This is a genomic window from Mycobacterium timonense (assembly GCF_025821985.1).
GTDB classification, from domain to species: domain Bacteria; phylum Actinomycetota; class Actinomycetes; order Mycobacteriales; family Mycobacteriaceae; genus Mycobacterium; species Mycobacterium avium.
In genome coordinates, this window is record NZ_JACKSY010000026.1 from 282432 (window position 1) to 296310 (window position 13879).

The following is a 13879-nucleotide window of genomic DNA, read 5'->3' on the forward strand; positions in this document are numbered from 1 at the left end:
TCAATCCTTCGCCGCAGCGGCGCCGGCCTCGGACATGACCGGGGACTCGGTGTAGAGCGGGTGCTCGGGCAGCTCCTGAACCGTGGTGCCGGACCGGAAGTTACGCAGCGCGGTCCAGGCGATCCAGACGAACGGCAGCACGCCGCCGGCGATCAGGATGACATCACCGGGCAGTCGGAGCCATTCCAGGACCGCGTTGCCGGGCTTGGTGATGTAGCCCAGCGAGCGGGCCTCGAAGTAGCCGTCGTTGACCGAGTGGTAGAGCTGCAGCACGCCCAACGGCAGCAGCGTGGCGAACACCATCCACGCCAGCCCGATGTTCATGCACCAGAACGAGATTCGCGCCAGCTTCTCCGGCCACTTGTCGGCCGGGATCACGTAGCGGAAGGCGAACATGGCCAGGCCGACGGCGAGCATGCCGTACACGCCCATCATGGCCGCGTGCCCGTGGTTGGCGGTCAGGGCGGTGCCGATCTGGTAGTAGGACACCACCGGAAGATTGATCAGGAAGCCGAAGATGCCCGCCCCCAAGAAGTTCCAGAAGCCGACCGCGACCAGGAACATGACCGCCCAGCGGTGGGGGAACGGGTTGGCGTCGCCGGACTGCTGGCGTGCGCCGAGTTGCAGGAACGCCCACGCCTCGACGGTCAGGAAGGTCAGCGGAATGACCTCGGCGGCCGAGAAGAACGCGCCCAGCGCCATGTGTTCCACCGGGGTGCCGGAGAAGTACAGGTGGTGCATGGTGCCGATGACGCCTCCGGCGGAATACAGGATGACGTCGAGGAAGATCACGCCCAGCGCGATCTTCTCGCGCACCACGCCGAGCAGAACGAACATGTAGGCCACCATCACGGTGGTGAACAGCTCGAGGAAGTCCTCCACCCACAGGTGCACCACCCAGAACCGCCAGAAGTCGGCCACGGTGTAGTGGGCGTCGCTGCCGGCCAGCAGGCCCACCGTGTAGAAGGCCGGGATGGCCAGCCCGGAGAAGAAGAACAGCCACGGCATGTTCATCTTCGACTCGCCCTTGAGCCGGCCGCGGATGCCGCGCCAGATGATGGCGATCCACATGAACATGCCGGCGATCAGCAGGATCTGCCACAGCCGCGGCAGGTCGAGGTACTCCCACTGCTGGGAGAACAGCCCGCCGGCCGGGATGACACCGTAGATGGACAGCGCCTCACAGATCAGCGAGCCGAACACCACCACCGCGACCGCCCCCAGCAGGATGTAGGCCAGCAGCGCCTGGCGCTTGGGCTCGCGGCGCGCGATGAAGGGCACCAGGAAGATGCCGCCGGCCAGGAAGGCGGCCGCGGTCCAGAACAGCGACAGCTGCAGATGCCAGGTGCGGGCCAGGTTGTAGGGCAGCACCCGGGCCAGATCCAGGCCGAAGAAGTTGGACAGGTCGGCCCGGTAGTGCTCGGCCGCCGCGCCCAGCAGCGTTTGGGCCAAAAACAGCACCGACACGATCGCAAAGAACCAGACGCAGGCGCGTTGGGCCGGCGTCAGGCCCACGTCGCCGGGCTGGCGGAAGGACAGGGTGGACGTCTCGGCGCTGTGCCAGCCCACCTTCTGGCTCCACCGCCCGTACACGGCGAACATCACCCCGATGCCGCCCAGCAGCGCCACCAGCGACAGCGCCGACCAGACGATCACCGCTGCGGTGGGCCCGTTGTCGACTCGCGGCTCGGCGGGCCAGTTGTTGGTGTAGGTGTACTTGTGGCCGGGCCGTTCGGCAGCCGCGGCCCACGCCGTCCAGGCGAAGAATGCCGTCAGGTCGCGGATTTGCGCCTTCTCGGTGATCATGTGCGGCAGCAGGCCGTATTTCGTCGAGTTCTCACCGAAGTAGGCGCCGTAGCGATCCTGGATGTGGTCGAACGCGGCGGCCTGCCGGTCGGTGAACACCAGCGTCTTGGTGTCGGGGTGGTAGCGGTTGGTGCGGAACTCGGTGACTACCCGCTCGCGCGGGTCGGCGACGCCCTGCGCCCGCAGTTGGTCGGCGACATCCTGCGTTGCCGTCCGCAGATATTCGGCGGTGTAGTCGGGCCCCAGGTAGGCGCCGTGGCCCAGCACCGACCCGTATTCCATCAGCCCGCGTGCCTGGTAAAGCTCCTGGCCGCGGGTGATGTCCGCGCCGGTGAACAGCAGCCGCCCGGACTCGCTGACCACCTTGTCCGGCATCGGCATCGACGCCGAGTAGGTGCGATAGGCCAGGATGCCCATCACCAGGAAGCCGAAAATCATGACCAGGGCGACACCTTGGATCCAGCCCCTTGAAACCAGCGGCTGCGACGACGTCTGTTGAGCGGAGGTCTCGGGAGCGGTCATGCGCGAGGTCTCTTTCGTCTAGGGGCCGCGGTGGTCTCGCTGTCTCGCATATCGAACCTGGTTACGTCCGCAACCAATATTCGATGGCCGGTGGTGCGATGGCAACAGTGAATTCGGCGCGTGTCGGGGTTCCCTAGGGTCTTATGGCACCTGTTTGGGGACCAACGCCTCTGGGGGAGAGCGGTTTACGCGCAATAGCCTGAATGCGAACGGTGTGGCGAAACGCCCCACGAACCGCCCTGTGAAGGAAGTCGCGATGAGCACTGCGTATCCGGCCCCGGCGATCGTGGTGGGCGTCGACGGATCGCGGGCGGCAATGCACGCGGCGGTCTGGGCGATCGACGAGGCGGTCGGCCGCGACATTCCGCTACGCCTGGTCTACGTGATCGATCCGCACGGCGCGCCCGGTGGGCACGGGCCCGACACCCGGCTCGCCGCCGCCCGGGCCGCGCTGGCCGACGCGCATCGCGCCGTCGACGCCTTCGCTCAACCGGTCAAGGTGGAGACCGAAATCCTTTGGGGCAATACCGCTTTCAAGCTGCTCGAGCAGTCCCGGTCCGCGGTCATGCTGTGCGTCGGGCAGATCGGGCTCAACCATGCCTGCCACGGCGGGCCCGCGATCGCGACGTCGTTGGTCCGCTCGGCGCTGTGCCCCGTCGCGGTGGTCCAGCAGGCGCCCAGCCTGCCGGCGGCGGCCCGGGTGAGCGGCGTGGTCGCCGAAGTGGACAACGGCACGGTGCTGCGGCACGCCTTCGAGGAGGCGCGGCTGCGCGGGGTGGGGTTGTGCGCGGTGGGAAACCCTTCTGCCCGAGTGGAATTGGAGCGCAGGCTGGCGCGGTGGATGCGGTTGTATCCCGACGTGCAGGCCGAGTCGGCGGTGCTGACCGGCGGCGTGGAGCAGCACCTGCGCGCCGACCACCGGGCGGGCCGGCTGCTGGTCACCGACGCCTACCGGGCCGAGGCCCTCTGCCACGCCGGTCATTCCGTGCTGGCAGTGCGCTGCGGCAACTTGTGAGCGGGACGGATCGACGGGGTTGGTGAGCGGACTGACGATGCCGGATCTGCGCGACCGCGCCGACGTGGAGGCGCTGCTGCGCCGGTTCTACGGCCGGGCGCTGGACGACGAGGTGCTGGCCGAGCCTTTCGCCCGATTGCGGGCGACCGGGCTGGACGACCATGTCCCGACGATGTGCGACTTCTGGGAGACGGTGCTGTTCCGGGCGGGACGCTACCGGGGCAGCGCGCTGCAGGCGCACCGTGACATCCACCGGCGCGCGCCACTGTCGGATCGTCACTTCCGACGCTGGCTCACCTTGTGGCACATCACCGTAGACGAAATGTATCGCGGACCGGCGGCCGATCGGGCCAAGATTCAGGCCGCCCGCATCGCGTGGGCCATGCACCGCCGGCTGACCGGTGCCGATTCACCCGAATTGCTTGTCACGCAACGGGTTCGTGACGATCGGGCTCCGGACCGAACCGGAAGCGACGACCGGTGACCTCGGTCGGGGTGATCCGCACATAGTGCGGCTTGAGCGTCGCGGTCCACGGCAACAACTGCGCCCGCTCGGCCCGTTGAATGTCGGTGTCGGTCTTCAGCAGCCGCGCACGACCGCGGACTATGACGCTCCAGCCCTCGACGAGGTTGTGGTCGTCCACCTCGAAGACCACCGCGTGATTGGCCACTGCCGAGAACAGCTTGGTGCCCTCGGCGGTGCGGAACAGCACGGTGCGGTCCTGCACAACGAAGTTGACCGGGAAGATCTCGGCCTCGCCGGCGAAGTTGGTGACCAGCCGGCCCAGCGCGACGCTGCCCAACAGCCGCCAGTTCTCGTCCTCGGAAAGCACCTGCACCGGCTCGTCGCTACCCACGCCCTCAAAGCTACGGAGAATCACCGCGAATCAGTAGAGCCGTTCGTCCTCTCGGCGGCGACGACGGCCGCTCAGCCGTGGCTGACCCGCAGCAACTTGGCCAAACTGGGCAGCTTGACGCGGGGGCGCCCGCGCGCCTCGCCGGCCGCCCGCTCGTGCGCGTCGATGAGCTCCCAATGCGCGGTGGTGACCAGCTTCGGCTGACGTGACGCCAGCCAGTCGGCCAGCCGGTCGGCGTGGTCGTCCGGAAAGTCGGCCAGCCCGTCCGGGCCGGCGTTGGCCAGGTCGGCGAGCAGCGTGTCCACGGTGTCCTGGGAGTCCTTCTTATTGGTGCCGATGACGCCGGTCGGCCCGCGCTTGATCCACCCCACCACGTACTCGTTGCGGCTGCCCTCGACCCGGCCGCCGGTGTTGGGGATGGTCGCCGTCTTCTCGTCGAACGGCAGCCCGGGGGTGGGCACGCCGCGGTAGCCGACCGAGCGCACCACCAGCTGGACCGGCAGCTCCTCGCGCTCGCCGGTGTCGCGGGCCAACACCCGCCCGGTCTCGTCGGTGACCAACTCGTTGCGGCCCAGCACGATGCTTTCCACCCGGCCGTCGCCCTTGATCTCGATCGGCGAGGTCATGAACCGCAGCACGATCCGGCGGTGCCCGGGACGCGGCGAGCGTTTCGCGTAATCGCGCAGCACGCTGATGTTCTGCTTGGCCGTCTTGCCGGCCGCGGCCACGTCCTCGTCGGTCACGCCCTCCAGCTGGGCCGGGTCGACGATCACGTCGACGTTGTCCAGCTCGCCGAGCTCACGCAGCTCGAGCGTGGTGAAGGCGGTCTGCAGCGGCCCGCGCCGGCCGATCACCACCACCTCGTCGACCCCGCACGGCCGCAGCGACTCCAGCGCGTGGTCGGCGATGTCGGTCAGGCCCAGCACGTCGGGGTCGGTGACCAGGATGCGGGCGACGTCGAGTGCGACGTTGCCGTTGCCGACGACCACCGCCCGCGAACCGGACAGGTCGGGGGTGGCCTCCTCGAAGTTGGGGTGCGCGTTGTACCAGCCCACGAAATCGACGGCGGCGATGCTGCCCGGCAGGTCCTCGCCGGGGATGTTCAGCGCCCGGTCGGACTGCGCCCCGACGGCGTAGATGACCGCGTCGTAGCGCTCGGCGAGCTCGCTGGCCTGCACGTGTTCGCCGACCGAGACGTTGCCGAAGAAACGGAAGCGGGGATCGGCGGCCGTCTTCTCGAACTGCTTGCTGATCGACTTGATCTTGGGATGATCGGGCGCCACCCCGGAGCGCACCAGCCCCCACGGGGTGGGCAGCATTTCGAGCATGTCGACGGCGATGTCGGGGTGCTCGGACCCGTCGGCCGCCTTCAGCAGCGAGGCCGCGGCGAAGAAGCCGGACGGTCCGGAGCCGACGATTGCAACGTGGTATGGGCGCATTCTCGACCTTCTATTCGGGCCCGGTTCGCGCGCCGGGGGCTGCCAGGATTGGCGGGCGCGCAACGCGGGCGCACATGATCGTGACTCGACTCTAAACGCATGACCGCTGGTCGTGACCTCAGCACTCGCCGGTGGCGGGGCCGCTTGGCGGTCCCCGGTAACGTTGTCGGCTGTGGAACCCGACCGTCAAGCCGACATCGCCGCCCTCGACTCCACCCTTACCACGGTGGAGCGGGTGCTCGATGTGGACGGTCTGCGCGCCCGCATCGAGAAGCTCGAGCACGAGGCGTCCGATCCGCAGCTGTGGGATGACCAGGCCCGCGCCCAGCGGGTGACCAGCGAGTTGTCCCACGCCCAGGGCGAGCTGCGCCGCATCGAGGAGCTGCGCGCGCGGTTGGACGATCTGCCGGTGCTCTACGAGCTGGCCGCGGAGGAGGGCGAGGGCGCCGCCGAGGCGCTGGCGGAGGCCGACGCCGAGCTCAAGGCGCTGCGGGCCGACATCGAGGCCACCGAGGTGCGCACCCTGCTGTCGGGCGAGTACGACGAGCGCGAGGCGCTGGTCACCATCCGGTCCGGCGCGGGCGGGGTGGACGCCGCCGACTGGGCCGAGATGCTGATGCGCATGTACATCCGGTGGGCCGAGCAGCACAAGTATCCCGTCGAGGTGTTCGACACGTCCTACGCCGAAGAGGCCGGCATCAAGAGCGCGACGTTCGCCGTGCACGCCCCGTTCGCCTACGGCACGCTGTCGGTGGAGCAGGGCACGCACCGGCTGGTGCGCATCAGCCCGTTCGACAACCAGAGCCGGCGTCAGACGTCGTTCGCCGAAGTCGAGGTGCTGCCGGTGGTGGAGACCACCGACCACATCGACATCCCGGAAGGCGATGTGCGCGTTGACGTTTACCGCTCCAGCGGGCCGGGCGGCCAATCGGTGAACACCACCGACTCCGCGGTACGTTTAACGCACATCCCAACGGGTATCGTCGTGACTTGCCAGAACGAAAAATCGCAGTTGCAGAACAAGATCTCGGCGATGCGGGTGCTTCAGGCAAAGTTGTTGGAGCGCAAGCGATCCGAAGAACGCGCTGAGCTGGACGCGTTAAAAGGCGAGGGTGGCAGTTCGTGGGGCAACCAGATGCGCTCCTACGTGCTGCACCCCTATCAGATGGTCAAGGATCTGCGAACCGAGTACGAGGTTGGCAATCCCGCGGCCGTCCTGGACGGAGACATCGACGGCTTCCTGGAAGCGGGAATCCGTTGGCGCAACAGAAAAGATGACGAATAACACAAGCGTTCTCGCCGGAGCCATGACGACAGCGGCGCACCGCTGGCATGACTTCTGGCGGGGGGAACTCGGTGAGTGGATCATCACCAGGGGTCTGCGGATCGTCATGGTGCTGATCGCGGCCGTGCTGGCGGCCCGGTTCGTCAACTGGGTGGCCCTGCAGGTGAGCCGCCAGCTCACCACCGGCTTCGTTGAGAGCGACGCGCTGGTGCGCTCGGAAGCCTCCAAGCACCGTCAGGCCGTGGCGTCGGTGATCTCCTGGGTGTCGGTCGTGATCATCGGCATCTGGGTGATGCTGCAGATCGCCAGCATCCTGCAGTTCTCGGTGGGCGGGCTGGTCGCGCCGGCAACCGTGGTCGGTGCCGCGCTGGGTTTCGGTGCCCAGCAGTTGGTGAAGGATCTGCTGTCCGGCTTCTTCATCCTCGCCGAGCGGCAGTACGGCTTCGGGGACCTGGTCACCCTGACCGTCGTCGCCGCCACCGAGGCCAGCGGCACCGTCGAGAACGTGACATTGCGGGTCACCCGGCTGCGATCCCCGGACGGCGAGGTGCTGACCATCCCCAACGGGCAGATCGTCAAGGTGGTCAACCTGTCCAAGGACTGGGCGCGCGCGGTGGTGGACATCCCGGTGTCGACCAGCGCCGACCTGAACCGGGTGAACGAGGTGCTGCACCAGGAATGCGACCGCGCGATGGACAACCCGGTGCTGGGCCAGCTGCTGTTGGACTCGCCGACGGTGATGGGTGTGGAAAGCATCGAGGTCGACACCGTCACCCTGCGGTTGGTGGCGCGCACGTTGCCCGGCAAGCAGTTCGAGGTGGGCCGGCAGCTGCGCGTGCTGGTGATTCGGGCGCTGGCCCGTGCCGGCATCGTCACCGCGGCCGACGCGCGGGTGGGGCTGGTGGAAGACGCCAGCGTGCCGGCCGCCCAGGCCGCCGAACAGCAATCCGACGATGACGTCCAAGGTGCGGTGCAGAAGCGTTGAAGTTCACCCTGAACATCCTGGAAAAGCGCGGCAACGACGATGACACGGAGGCCGAACACCGCTGGCCGCAGTACGTCTTCGGCGGGCGGATGCGCACCTCGACGTTCGTCCTGATCGTCGCCTTCCTGCTGGTGTGGTGGGTCTACGACACCTACCGCCCGGAACCGGCGCCCAAGCCGCCGGCCCAGCAGGTGGTGCCGCCGGGCTTCGTGCCCGACCCCAACTACACCTGGGTGCCGCGCAGCCGGCTGCAGCAGCCGCCGGCCACCGTCACCTACACGCCGACCCCGACCAGCACGCCGCCGCCACCGCCCCCGCCACCGCCGGTGACGACCACCACAACGACGACAACGACGCCGCCGTTCCAGTTGCCGAAGCTGCCGTGCATCCTTCCGGCGCCGTTCTGCCCGCCCAGTACCACGCCGTCCACGCCCGCTCCGGAGCAACCTCAGCCCGGGCCGGGTCCCACGCCGACGTCGCCACCACCGGCCAGTTGACTTTCGCTTGCCAGCGAAATTCACCGCTACACTGGCGTGCCGTGATGATCACCCTGGACCACGTCACCAAGAAATACAAAGCGTCGGCGCGCCCGGCGCTGGAGGACGTCAACGTCAAGATCGACAAGGGTGAATTCGTCTTCCTGATCGGCCCGTCGGGTTCGGGTAAGTCGACGTTCATGCGGCTGCTGCTCGGCGAGGAGAACCCGACCACCGGCGACATCCGGGTATCGAAGTTCCACGTCAACAAGCTGCGCGGCCGCCACATTCCGAAGCTGCGCCAGGTGATCGGCACCGTGTTCCAGGACTTCCGGCTGCTGCAGCAAAAGACCGTGTACGAGAACGTCGCGTTCGCGCTGGAAGTGATCGGCAAACGCACCGACGCGATCAACCGGGTGGTGCCCGAGGTGCTCGAGACCGTCGGCCTGTCCGGCAAGGCCAATCGGCTGCCCCACGAGCTGTCCGGTGGCGAGCAGCAGCGGGTCGCGATCGCCCGCGCGTTCGTCAACCGGCCGCTGGTGCTGCTGGCCGACGAGCCGACCGGCAACCTCGACCCCGACACCAGTAAGGACATCATGGATTTGTTGGAGCGGATCAACCGCACCGGGACGACGGTGCTGATGGCGACGCACGACCATCACATCGTCGACTCGATGCGCCAGCGCGTCGTCGAGCTGTCGTTGGGCAGGCTGGTTCGCGACGAGCAGCGCGGCATCTACGGGATGGACCGGTAAGTGCGCTTCGGCTTCCTGCTCAATGAGGTCCTGACCGGGCTTCGCCGCAACGTCACCATGACGGCCGCGATGATCCTGACGACGGCGATCTCGATCGGCCTGTTCGGCGGCGGCCTGCTGGTGGTCCGGTTGGCCGACAATTCCCGGGAGATCTACCTCGACCGCGTCGAGACGCAGGTGTTCCTGACCGACGACATCTCCGCCAACGACGCGACCTGTGGATCCGCGCCGTGTAAGGCGTTGCGGGACAAGATCGATGCCCGTCAAGACGTCAAATCGGTGCGGTTCGTCAACCGGCAGGACGCCTACAACGACGCCATCAAGAAGTTCCCGGAGTTCAAGGACGTCGCCGGCAAGGACTCGTTTCCGGCGTCGTTCATCGTCAAACTGAACAACCCCGAGCAGCACGCGGAATTCGACGCCGCGATGCAGGGCCAGCCCGGGGTGCGCAGCCTGCTCAACGAGAAGGATCTGATCGACCGGCTGTTCGCGGTGCTGGACGGGCTGCGTAACGCCGCGTTCGCGGTCGCGCTGGTGCAGGCCGTCGGCGCGATCCTGCTCATTGCCAACATGGTCCAGGTCGCGGCGCACACCCGGCGCACCGAGATCGGGATCATGCGGCTGGTCGGCGCGAGCCGCTGGTACACCCAGCTGCCGTTCCTGGTGGAGGCGATGCTGGCCGCGGCCATCGGTGTGGCCATCGCGGTGGTCGGCTTGATTCTGGTGCGGGCCTGGTTCCTGGACAACGCGCTGAGCCAGTTCTACCAAGCACATTTGATCGCCAAGGTCGACTATGCCGACATCCTCTACATCTCGCCGTGGCTGTTCGTGCTCGGCGTGTCGATCGCCGGCCTGACCGCCTACGCCACCCTGCGCCTCTACATCCGGCGGTAGCTGTGGCCAAGGGTTCCGGCCGGGCCAAAGCGGCGGGCGGCAAAGGTGGCAGCAAACAGATCATTGCCACCAATCGCAAAGCGCGGCACAACTATTCGATCATCGAAACGTACGAGGCCGGGGTGGCGTTGCAAGGAACCGAGGTCAAAAGCCTGCGGGAGGGCCAAGCGTCGTTAGCTGACGCGTTCGCAACGATCGACGACGGTGAAGTCTGGTTGCGCAACTTGTACATCCCGGAGTATCAACACGGTAGCTGGACCAATCACGACCCACGCCGGAACCGAAAGTTGTTGTTACATAGGCAACAAATCGACAGACTGGTCGGCAAGATCCGGGATGGTAACCTCGCCTTGATGCCGCTGTCGCTGTACTTCTCCGAGGGCAAAGTGAAGGTAGAGCTCGCTCTCGCGCGCGGCAAGAAGGCTTACGACAAACGCCAGGACCTGGCCCAGCGCGACGCACAGCGCGAAGTCGTTCGTCAACTGGGACGCCGAACAAAGGGGATGATCTGATCGGGGCCGCTTACGCCCAGCTGTCGGCCGTCACGTACGGCGTCAGCGATTTCGTGGGCGGCGTCGCAGCTCGGCGGGTAGCCGCGCTGCGCGTGATGCTGGTCGCCTACCCGATCGAGACGTTGCTGCTGGGCGCGCTGGCCATCTTCGTCGGCGGGCCCATTCATCCCGGTGCCCTGCTGTGGGGCGGCCTGTATGGCATCGGCATGGCGTTCGGCATGTGGGCGTTCTTCGCCGCGCTGGGATCCGGGCCGATCTCGGTGGTCTCACCGCTGGCGGCGGTGCTCAACGCCGCGGTGCCCGTCGCGGTCGGGATGGCGTTGGGGGAGCGGCCGGGCCAGGCGGCCCTGGTGGGCGTCGTGCTGGCGCTGGCCGCGGTGATGCTGGTCAGCCGCGAGGCCCCCGCCGAGGGGACGCCGTATCGGTTCACCCCAAAAGTGGCCTGGCTCACAGTAGTTGCGGGTTCGGCGATGGGCCTGAACCTGGTGTTCCTGCATCAGGCGCCGCACGCCTGCAAACTCTGGCCGCTGGTCTTCGCCCGGGTGGCCGCCAGCCTGGTGGTGTTCGCGATGGCCGGAACGAGCCAGAACCTGAAGATGCCGCGTGGCCGGCCGTTGCGGTTGGCGGTGGCGGTGGCCGTGCTGGACATCTTCGCCAACATCACCATGCTGGCCGCGCTGCACACCTGGCTGCTGTCCCTGGCCAGCATCCTGATCTCGTTGTATCCCGCCGCGACGGTGGTGTTGGCGATGGTGGTGCTGCGTGAGCGGGTGACCCGCTGGCAGGGCATCGGCATGGTGCTGGCCATGGGGTCGGTGGCGATGATCGCGTCGGCCTGACGGTTGGTGTCGGTCTAACGCGTCGGCCCGACGGTCGGTGTCGGCGGCGAGTCCCGCGGCCTACGATCGGTGACCATGGCCGATCGTCTCGTCACCAGGCTCGACAAGTCCGCCGTGCTGACCGGCCTTTTCGCCGTCTGGGACGACATCGATGCGCTGTTGGCCGGCTTGTCCGAGACCCAATGGCGCGCGCCGAGTCCGCTGCCGGGCTGGGACGTCAAGGCCGTGGTGTCGCACATGATCGGCACCGAGTCCTTCCTCGCCGGCATCGCCGCACCCGAACCCGACGTCGACGTCTCGGCGCTGGAGCATGTGCGCAACGACATCGGCGCGATGAACGAGTGCTGGGTGCGTCATCTGAGCGCGCACGCCGACGCCGACGTGCTGGAAAGTTTCCGCGCGATCACCGATGATCGGCGCGCGGCCTTGACGAGCATGTCCGACGAGGAGTGGGACGCGGTGACGATGACGCCCACCGGCCCGGACAGCTACGGCCGGTTCATGCGGATCCGGGTGTTCGACTGCTGGATGCACGAGCAGGACATCCGCGTGGCGTTGGGGCGGCCGCCCTCGGACGCGGACCTCGCCGGCCCGGCGGCGTCGCTGGCCGTCGACGAGATCGCCGCCACCATGGGTTACGTCGTGGGCAAGCTGGCCAAGGCCCCGCAGGGCGCCCGCGTGCAGTTCGAGCTCACCGGTCCGCTGGCCCGCGTCATCCGGGTCAGCGTCGACGGCCGCGCCACGGTGGTCGACGATTTCGCCGGCGAGCAGGCGACCGCGACGATCCGGTGCGACGGGCTGCAGTTCACCCGGCTCGCCGGTGGGCGCCCGATGTGCCCCGCCCGCGACCAAACCGTCGAACTCGGCGGAGACAAAGGCCTGGCCAGCCATGTCGTGGCGCGCCTCAATTTCGTGATCTGATCGCCGCCCGGCGGGGAACATAATGCCGTTGCCGCTGGTTGATTCCCATGTACCATTGATAGTCCTGCCGAAAGTCGGCGGGGATGCGAGGGGCTGAAAGGTTTCGACTTCGCGCATCGAATCAAGGGAAGCGTGCCGGTGCAGGCAACTGACCACCGTAAGCGTCGTTGCAAATAGATAAGCGCCGATTCACATCAGCGCGACTACGCTCTCGCTGCCTAAGCGACAGCTAGTCCGTCAGCCCGGGAACGCCCTCGACCCGGAGCCTGGCGTCAGCTAGAGGGATCCACCGATGAGTTCGGTCGCGGGACTCATCGGGACACCAACAGCGACTGGGATCGTCATCCTGGCTTGTTCGCGTGACCAGGAGATCCGAGTAGAGGCATAGCGAACTGCGCACGGAGAAGCCTTGAGGGAATGCCGTAGGACCCGGGTTCGATTCCCGGCAGCTCCACTGTTTGAACACTGCGCCCGCCGACGCGTGCATCAAGGGCACCGTCCGAGGTGGTTCCCCGGCCGTCGGTTTCCAGGCCGCTGGGGCTGCTGAAACTTACGCGAGATACGGACCGCGCCTTGGACGATAGATCTGTGGAACTTCAAACTGAGATCGACCAGCTATCAGAAAAGCTAGGGGTCCGCCCTATGCTCGTCGGCTTGCGAACCAACGACGGCCTGAACGTTTATGTCGCCGATGACGGTTCTTATCACTTCACCTTCTACGAACGCGGACAACTTGGCTTCGACCGCGTGGGCAATCTCGACGACCTGCTGTACTGGTACACCCAGAGCGTGGTCACGGGCCAAGCGGCCAAATCGGTGGGCGATCGCGCGGAACGCTTCAAATACGAGTACCAGGTGCTAAGCGCCTTGAATAGCGAATGGGCAAAAAGAAATGTCCGGGAGACGGCGGAGTTATTTCGCAGATATGGTCAGCCAGAAGATATTTCCTTGCTCCCCGACATTGGTGAACCGCTCTGACACTCGCTACCAGCAAGTTGGGTACGTGCGACCGATGGACGAAAATGAGAGAAGAGTTCTTGAATGGGGTCCGTGCCGTTGTGGAACCTCTGTTGATCCAGCTTGGATTCCAGCTAGACGAGTACGGCGACGTGGATGTGCACGGACGGAAAGCATCAGTCGTTTACTTCCGGTCAAACGATTGCAAGATCCAGGTCTACGACGCCCCGCGCGAAGGCGAAATCAATTGCATGATCGCGCCATTGGATGCTGCGAATGTGATCGGTTTGTACGATCGTTCCGGGAAGTGGCAATATCTTCCCCGTTTTGCCATCAGGCAAGGTGTTTCGCTTGACGAAATCATGAGCGACAGCCGAACGGTCGATTTTCCGACAACGCATCAGTGGCTTGAGTCCGTCCGAGATCGCATCCAAAAATACTTTCCCGTCGCGCACCAAGGCGTCTTAGGAATGGGTGGACCAAATATCTGAGCGGGAGCGTCCCGGGGAGTGGTGTAAGTGATGGCGGCGTGTCGGTCCCTGACGTAAGAGGGCCATCGCGTGAGTCTCTGTGGTGAAACGACCAAGAATCACTACCGAGAGGAACATCGCGATGG

Annotated in this window: 15 protein-coding genes and 1 other RNA gene; 13 read left to right on the forward strand and 3 right to left on the reverse strand. The window is 66.5% G+C overall.

Translation table 11 applies throughout. The features are described 5' to 3' along the window. A complete protein-coding gene (locus H7I87_RS09580; RefSeq protein ID WP_024636760.1) occupies window positions 1-2328 on the reverse strand; it encodes a nitric-oxide reductase large subunit in 2328 nt (775 codons plus the stop codon). A gap of 256 nt (window positions 2329-2584) precedes the next feature. On the opposite strand from H7I87_RS09580, the gene H7I87_RS09585 reads away from it, so the two are divergent. Then, window positions 2585-3343, forward strand: a complete 759-nt coding sequence (locus H7I87_RS09585) for a universal stress protein (protein ID WP_010949864.1) — start codon at window positions 2585-2587, stop codon at window positions 3341-3343. Between the two features lie 19 nt (window positions 3344-3362). Next, window positions 3363-3827: a group III truncated hemoglobin gene (locus H7I87_RS09590; protein ID WP_011725811.1), complete on the forward strand. Its 465-nt coding sequence runs from the start codon at window positions 3363-3365 to the stop codon at window positions 3825-3827. On the opposite strand, the gene H7I87_RS09595 is transcribed toward H7I87_RS09590, so the two are convergent. After that, on the reverse strand, window positions 3769-4200 hold the full coding sequence (locus tag H7I87_RS09595; RefSeq protein WP_003878829.1) for a pyridoxamine 5'-phosphate oxidase family protein: 432 nt from the start codon (window positions 4198-4200) through the stop codon (window positions 3769-3771). The two genes, H7I87_RS09590 and H7I87_RS09595, sit on opposite strands and share 59 nt — an antisense overlap. 71 nt (window positions 4201-4271) lie before the next feature. Then, window positions 4272-5639: an FAD-dependent oxidoreductase gene (locus H7I87_RS09600; protein WP_011725810.1), complete on the reverse strand. Its 1368-nt coding sequence runs from the start codon at window positions 5637-5639 to the stop codon at window positions 4272-4274. Between the two features lie 172 nt (window positions 5640-5811). Between H7I87_RS09600 and prfB the strand changes: the two genes are divergently transcribed. The 11 genes from prfB to H7I87_RS09655 all read left to right on the forward strand — a co-directional run bounded on the left by prfB (window position 5812) and on the right by H7I87_RS09655 (window position 13754). Continuing rightward, window positions 5812-6924: a peptide chain release factor 2 gene (prfB, locus tag H7I87_RS09605; RefSeq protein ID WP_011725809.1), complete on the forward strand. Its 1113-nt coding sequence runs from the start codon at window positions 5812-5814 to the stop codon at window positions 6922-6924. Next, entirely contained in the window at window positions 6914-7909 is a 996-nt protein-coding gene (locus H7I87_RS09610; protein ID WP_023861019.1) for a mechanosensitive ion channel family protein, read from the forward strand. Before prfB ends, H7I87_RS09610 begins: the two co-directional genes overlap by 11 nt. Then, window positions 7906-8406 carry an Rv3103c family proline-rich protein gene (locus H7I87_RS09615; RefSeq protein ID WP_011725807.1) on the forward strand — a complete coding sequence of 167 codons (501 nt, stop codon included), beginning with the start codon at window positions 7906-7908 and terminating at the stop codon, window positions 8404-8406. The genes H7I87_RS09610 and H7I87_RS09615 overlap by 4 nt, the downstream gene beginning before the upstream one ends. Window positions 8407-8450: 44 nt before the next feature. Continuing rightward, complete coding sequence (ftsE, locus tag H7I87_RS09620) at window positions 8451-9140, forward strand: cell division ATP-binding protein FtsE (RefSeq protein WP_003874851.1); 690 nt, start codon at window positions 8451-8453, stop codon at window positions 9138-9140. Then, window positions 9141-10034, forward strand: coding sequence for a permease-like cell division protein FtsX (gene ftsX, locus H7I87_RS09625; protein ID WP_003874852.1), 894 nt, complete (start codon window positions 9141-9143; stop codon window positions 10032-10034). Between the two features lie 2 nt (window positions 10035-10036). Next, the gene (gene smpB, locus H7I87_RS09630) at window positions 10037-10546 is read left to right on the forward strand and encodes an SsrA-binding protein SmpB (protein ID WP_003874853.1); all 510 of its coding nucleotides are present in this window, start codon (window positions 10037-10039) and stop codon (window positions 10544-10546) included. Continuing rightward, the gene (locus H7I87_RS09635) at window positions 10543-11385 is read left to right on the forward strand and encodes an EamA family transporter (RefSeq protein WP_073578835.1); all 843 of its coding nucleotides are present in this window, start codon (window positions 10543-10545) and stop codon (window positions 11383-11385) included. Before smpB ends, H7I87_RS09635 begins: the two co-directional genes overlap by 4 nt. Window positions 11386-11460: 75 nt before the next feature. After that, window positions 11461-12306 carry a maleylpyruvate isomerase family mycothiol-dependent enzyme gene (locus H7I87_RS09640; RefSeq protein WP_019732102.1) on the forward strand — a complete coding sequence of 282 codons (846 nt, stop codon included), beginning with the start codon at window positions 11461-11463 and terminating at the stop codon, window positions 12304-12306. Between the two features lie 89 nt (window positions 12307-12395). Next, window positions 12396-12763: a transfer-messenger RNA gene (ssrA, locus tag H7I87_RS09645) on the forward strand. 185 nt (window positions 12764-12948) lie between these two features. Continuing rightward, window positions 12949-13284 (forward strand): Imm63 family immunity protein, encoded by a 336-nt coding sequence (locus H7I87_RS09650; RefSeq protein WP_009978415.1) that lies wholly within the window; start codon window positions 12949-12951, stop codon window positions 13282-13284. A 44-nt stretch (window positions 13285-13328) separates the two neighbouring features. Next, the gene (locus H7I87_RS09655; protein WP_137453421.1) at window positions 13329-13754 is read left to right on the forward strand and encodes a hypothetical protein; all 426 of its coding nucleotides are present in this window, start codon (window positions 13329-13331) and stop codon (window positions 13752-13754) included. The last annotated feature ends 125 nt before the right edge of the window (window positions 13755-13879 follow it).

Coding starts and splice junctions, on each gene's coding strand:
- H7I87_RS09580 (WP_024636760.1), bottom strand. CDS start 2,328: ATGACCGCTCCCGAGACCTCCGCTCAACAGACGTCGTCGCAGCCGCTG.
- H7I87_RS09585 (WP_010949864.1), top strand. CDS start 2,585: ATGAGCACTGCGTATCCGGCCCCGGCGATCGTGGTGGGCGTCGACGGA.
- H7I87_RS09600 (WP_011725810.1), bottom strand. CDS start 5,639: ATGCGCCCATACCACGTTGCAATCGTCGGCTCCGGACCGTCCGGCTTC.
- H7I87_RS09610 (WP_023861019.1), top strand. CDS start 6,914: ATGACGAATAACACAAGCGTTCTCGCCGGAGCCATGACGACAGCGGCG.
- ftsE (WP_003874851.1), top strand. CDS start 8,451: ATGATCACCCTGGACCACGTCACCAAGAAATACAAAGCGTCGGCGCGC.
- H7I87_RS09640 (WP_019732102.1), top strand. CDS start 11,461: ATGGCCGATCGTCTCGTCACCAGGCTCGACAAGTCCGCCGTGCTGACC.
- H7I87_RS09650 (WP_009978415.1), top strand. CDS start 12,949: ATGCTCGTCGGCTTGCGAACCAACGACGGCCTGAACGTTTATGTCGCC.
- H7I87_RS09655 (WP_137453421.1), top strand. CDS start 13,329: ATGAGAGAAGAGTTCTTGAATGGGGTCCGTGCCGTTGTGGAACCTCTG.